This is a genomic window from Leifsonia sp. KNZ12-8B (assembly GCF_056755495.1).
In genome coordinates this window covers 1-3,884 of the sequence record NZ_JBPGXM010000212.1, presented here as the reverse complement: position 1 = coordinate 3,884, position 3,884 = coordinate 1, and the positions used below count along the sequence as shown (strand labels likewise).

Below are 3,884 nucleotides of genomic sequence, written 5' to 3'. Positions count from 1 at the left end.
GTCGTGGGGGTGGTGGATGGGGAGGGGTGACCCGCGCGCACGAAGAGCGTGCCGACGGTCGCGTGGCGCGAATGACACTCGGCATGAACGAACGCGCTCGTCAGATCTCATCCTCCAGACCGAACGCGAGAAGCGACCAGGGAGGACAGCTCCGCGGGTCCATACCGGCCACTGAGGGCGCCGTCTTCTCCTTCCCGAATTCATGCTGGACGTAGTCCAGCAGGTCTCGCCCATAGACGATGACGTCCGTCTGCCAGACGGAGAAGACGGGCGCAGGCGTGCCGGCCGGCGACGCAGGCATGAAGCGGTGACCGTACAACGGGACGAGGGTGGGCCACGTCGCAGTCTGCTCCCGGGCGCGTCGCACGCGCTCGGGCCTGCTGCGCGGAGCATCACCCCATGACGGCGGCCAGAAGCCATTCTCTTCGACATCGAACACGACGCCTTCGATGGGCCGGGAGAGAACGTCCTCGATGACCCAGTCGTTACCGCGCCAATCGATCCACCTCTCACCCCGGGGAAGCGCACGTGACAAGAAGTCGCGATGGTCCGGATGGAACTCGAAACCGAATCGCGCTTCGATCGCCGAGAGCTCCCGTGCCGACAGTCCCGGACCGAGCCGAACGCGCCGAGATCTGAGTAGTTCAATACTCTCGGCCGCGATCATGCACGCAGCCTACCGATCTCGGGCAAGGAATCAGCGCCCGCACCATGGCATCGACGATGTGTACGCGTCCGAATCCGGCGCTGACTGGCGACAACGAGAAAGCCCCCGATCCCCGTGCTTCCACGGGATCGGGGGCTTCTCACCACCTGCGGTGTCTGGTGCGCCCCCAGGGACTTGAACCCTGAACCCATTGATTAAGAGTCAATTGCTCTGCCGATTGAGCTAGAGGCGCATCCGATTCGGTGACCCGAACCGAGGCTCAACACTAGCATCCGATCCGGGCGCTTCGCCAATCGAGGTTCTCTCGAAAATCACCGGCGGTCGACCCGGCGCCTGTGGGCCGCTGTCGATGCCCGTCCCCGGCCGGCCGCCCCCTCCCCCGGCTAGGCTCGGAGCCGTGACCTACGACGCCGACCTCGCCCTCGCCCTCCGGCTCGCCGACCTCGCCGACGGTATCTCCGCGGCCCGGTTCCGCGACCGCGACCTCCACGTCGACACCAAACCCGACCGCACCCCGGTGACGGAGGCCGACCTCGCCGTCGAGCGGGCCATCCGGGAGGCGCTGGCCGCCGAGCGTCCCGACGACGCCATCCTCGGGGAGGAGTTCGGCACCGAGGGCACCTCCTCCCGCCAGTGGATCGTCGACCCGATCGACGGCACCGCCAACTACCTCCGTGGCGTGCCGGTGTGGGGCACGCTGATCGCCCTCGCGGTCGATGGGAAGCCGGTGGTCGGCGTCGTCAGCTCCCCGGCCCTCGGCCGCCGCTGGTGGGCCGCGCAGGGAGGCGGCGCGTGGACGACCGACGCGCCAGGCGCCCAGCCGCGCGGCATCCGCGTCTCCGGCGTCGCCGACCTGGAGCACGCGTCCGTCAGCTTCCAGAGCATCGCCCAGTGGGACGACGCCGGTCACCTCGACAAGCTCGTCGCCCTGACCCGTGCGGTCTGGCGCGACCGGGCCTACGGCGACATGTGGTCCTACATGCTGCTGGCCGAGGGCCTGCTCGACGCGGTCGGCGAGTTCGACGTGAAGACCTACGACCTCGCGGCGCTCATCCCGATCGTGGAGGAGGCCGGCGGCACGTTCACCTCCGTCACCGGCGAGGCGGGGCCGGGCAACGGGTCCTCGCTCGCGTCGAACGGGGTGTTGCACCCGGCGCTGCTGCGGCTGCTGGGCTGACGGCCGGACCGGCCCCGGTACGCCGCCCGGTCATCCCCCGCACGCGATCCTCTCCGCCCCAGGGCTGAATCCGGGCCGCTGCTGCCGCCCGGGATGCCCGTCTCCCCTAGCGTGAGCGGTATGACACCGCTCCTCCAGCGCAGCCGATGGCTGTTCGAGCCCGCCATCGCCGTGATCTTCTTCGTCTTCTGGGCGCTGGCGCTGGTCGGCCCCCATCAACTCCTCCCCGGCGCGCTGCGGTCGACGGTGCCGTTCTGGGCGGCGCTCCTCCTGCTCGCCGTGGCGATCGGGCTCTCGCACCTGCGGCCGGTGGTCGCGATGGCCGTCGGGACCGCGGTGCTGATCGGGCAGCTGCTCTTCCCATCCGGCATCTTCGACCAGCCGCTGGTGTACCTGGGGTACGGCGTCGTCATCCTCGTCATCGCCGCATCGGTCGATGGCCGGATGCGCGTCGTCGCGTTCGCGTTCGCGATCGGTGCGGGAGTGTCGGCTGCGGGCCTCCTCGCCTGGTGGCTGGGGGTCGGGAAGGGAGACGCGGCGGCGCGCACCCTCTTCTTCGTCCTGTGCGGGTGCGCAGGCGGCGTCGCCTGGCTCGTCGGCACCCTGATCGGCGTGTGGTCCCGCAAGCGCACCTCCGACCTCCGGCTCTCGCAGACGGTGAACGAGCTCAGGGCCGCGGAGGCCGACGCGATGGTCGCGAGCGAGCGGGAGCGCATCGCCCAGGACGTGCACGACATCATGGCGCACTCCCTCTCGGTCATCCTCGCCCAGGCCGACGGCGCCCGGCTGCTGGCCGAGGAGCGGCCCACCGCGGTCGTGCCGTCGCTCGCGACCATCGCCTCCACCGCCCGCTCGTCGCTGACGGAGGTGCGCGTGCTGATCGAGACCCTCATCGGCACGCCGGACGGTCCCGTCCACCCGGGGATGGACGAACTCGACGACCTGGTCCGGCGGATGACGGCCTCGGGGCTCGATCTGACCGTCGAACGCTTCGGGGAGCCCGCCGCGCTCACCCCGGCGCAGCAGCTCGCGGTCTACCGGATCGTGCAGGAGGGGCTCACCAACGCCCTGAAGCACGCCGGCCCCGGCGCCTCGGCGCGACTCGCCCTCGACCAGCGCGCGGACGGCGTCGCGGTCTCGCTCGCGTCCCGCGGTGCGGACGGCGTCGCCGTGCAGGCGACCTCGAATCCGGGCGGACGCGGCATCGTCGGCATGCGCGAGCGCGCCAGGCTCGCCGGAGGCTGGCTCGACGCCGGCCCCGACGACGACGTCCCCGGCGGCTACCTGGTGACCGCGTACATCCCGGCCGGTGCGCAGACTACGCAGCAGGACGTGCAGCGGGAGGTGGAGGCATGATCCGGGTGGCCGTCGCCGACGATCAGCCGCTGTTCTGCGCGGGGCTGCAGATGCTGATCGAGTCGCAGCACGACCTCGCCTTCGCCGGAGCCGCGCCGGACGGCCGTCGGGCGGTCGAGCTCGCCCGGTCCGAGCGGCCCGACGTCATGCTCATGGACATCCGCATGCCCGGCCTCGACGGCATCGGCGCCACCCGGGAGATCCGGGAGGCGTCACCCGCCGGGCCGCCGCGCATCGTGGTGCTCACCACCTTCGACCGCGACGAGGCGGTCGCGGCGGCGCTGCGGGCGGGCGCGGACGGGTTCCTGCTCAAGGACGCGACGCCCGAGTTCATCCTCGCCGCGGTCCGCACGGTCCACGAGGGCCACTCGGTGATCGCGCCGAAGTCGACCAGCGAGCTGTTCCGGTCGCTCGCACGGCGTCGGCCGGAGGCGATCGAGCCGTTGTCGGTGCGCGAGAAGGAGGTGTTCCTCCTCGCAGCGCGCGGGCTGAGCAACGGCGAGATCGGCCGGACCGCCTTCATCTCCGAGGCCACCGTCAAGTCGCACATCCGGAGCATCCTCGCCAAGCTCGGCCTGGTGTCGCGCGTGCAGCTCGTGGCGTTCGCGTACGAGAACGGGCTGGTGCGGTAGCCGCGGCGAAGGGCCCCGGCCCTCCCCTGCCGCTGTCTCTTATACACATCTG

General features: G+C 71.1%; 4 protein-coding genes and 1 tRNA gene. 3 read left to right on the top strand and 2 right to left on the bottom strand.

The genetic code is table 11. The features are described 5' to 3' along the window. Positions 1-100 precede the first annotated feature (100 nt). Together ACR9ZG_RS18415 and ACR9ZG_RS18410 are read right to left on the bottom strand one after the other, a co-directional pair. Complete coding sequence (locus tag ACR9ZG_RS18415) at positions 101-667, bottom strand: SMI1/KNR4 family protein (protein WP_481286295.1); 567 nt, start codon at positions 665-667, stop codon at positions 101-103. Positions 668-823: 156 nt separating this feature from the next. Then, positions 824-899 (bottom strand) — tRNA-Lys (locus ACR9ZG_RS18410). Between the two features lie 117 nt (positions 900-1,016). Here ACR9ZG_RS18410 and hisN point away from each other — a divergent pair. The 3 genes from hisN (at position 1,017) to ACR9ZG_RS18395 (ending at position 3,832) form a co-directional block, all read left to right on the top strand. Next, a complete protein-coding gene (hisN, locus tag ACR9ZG_RS18405) occupies positions 1,017-1,844 on the top strand; it encodes a histidinol-phosphatase (RefSeq protein ID WP_481286294.1) in 828 nt (275 codons plus the stop codon). 120 nt (positions 1,845-1,964) lie between these two features. Continuing rightward, entirely contained in the window at positions 1,965-3,200 is a 1,236-nt protein-coding gene (locus ACR9ZG_RS18400; RefSeq protein WP_481286293.1) for a sensor histidine kinase, read from the top strand. Beyond that, positions 3,197-3,832, top strand: coding sequence for a response regulator (locus ACR9ZG_RS18395; RefSeq protein ID WP_481286292.1), 636 nt, complete (start codon positions 3,197-3,199; stop codon positions 3,830-3,832). The genes ACR9ZG_RS18400 and ACR9ZG_RS18395 overlap by 4 nt, the downstream gene beginning before the upstream one ends. Positions 3,833-3,884: the final 52 nt, after the last annotated feature.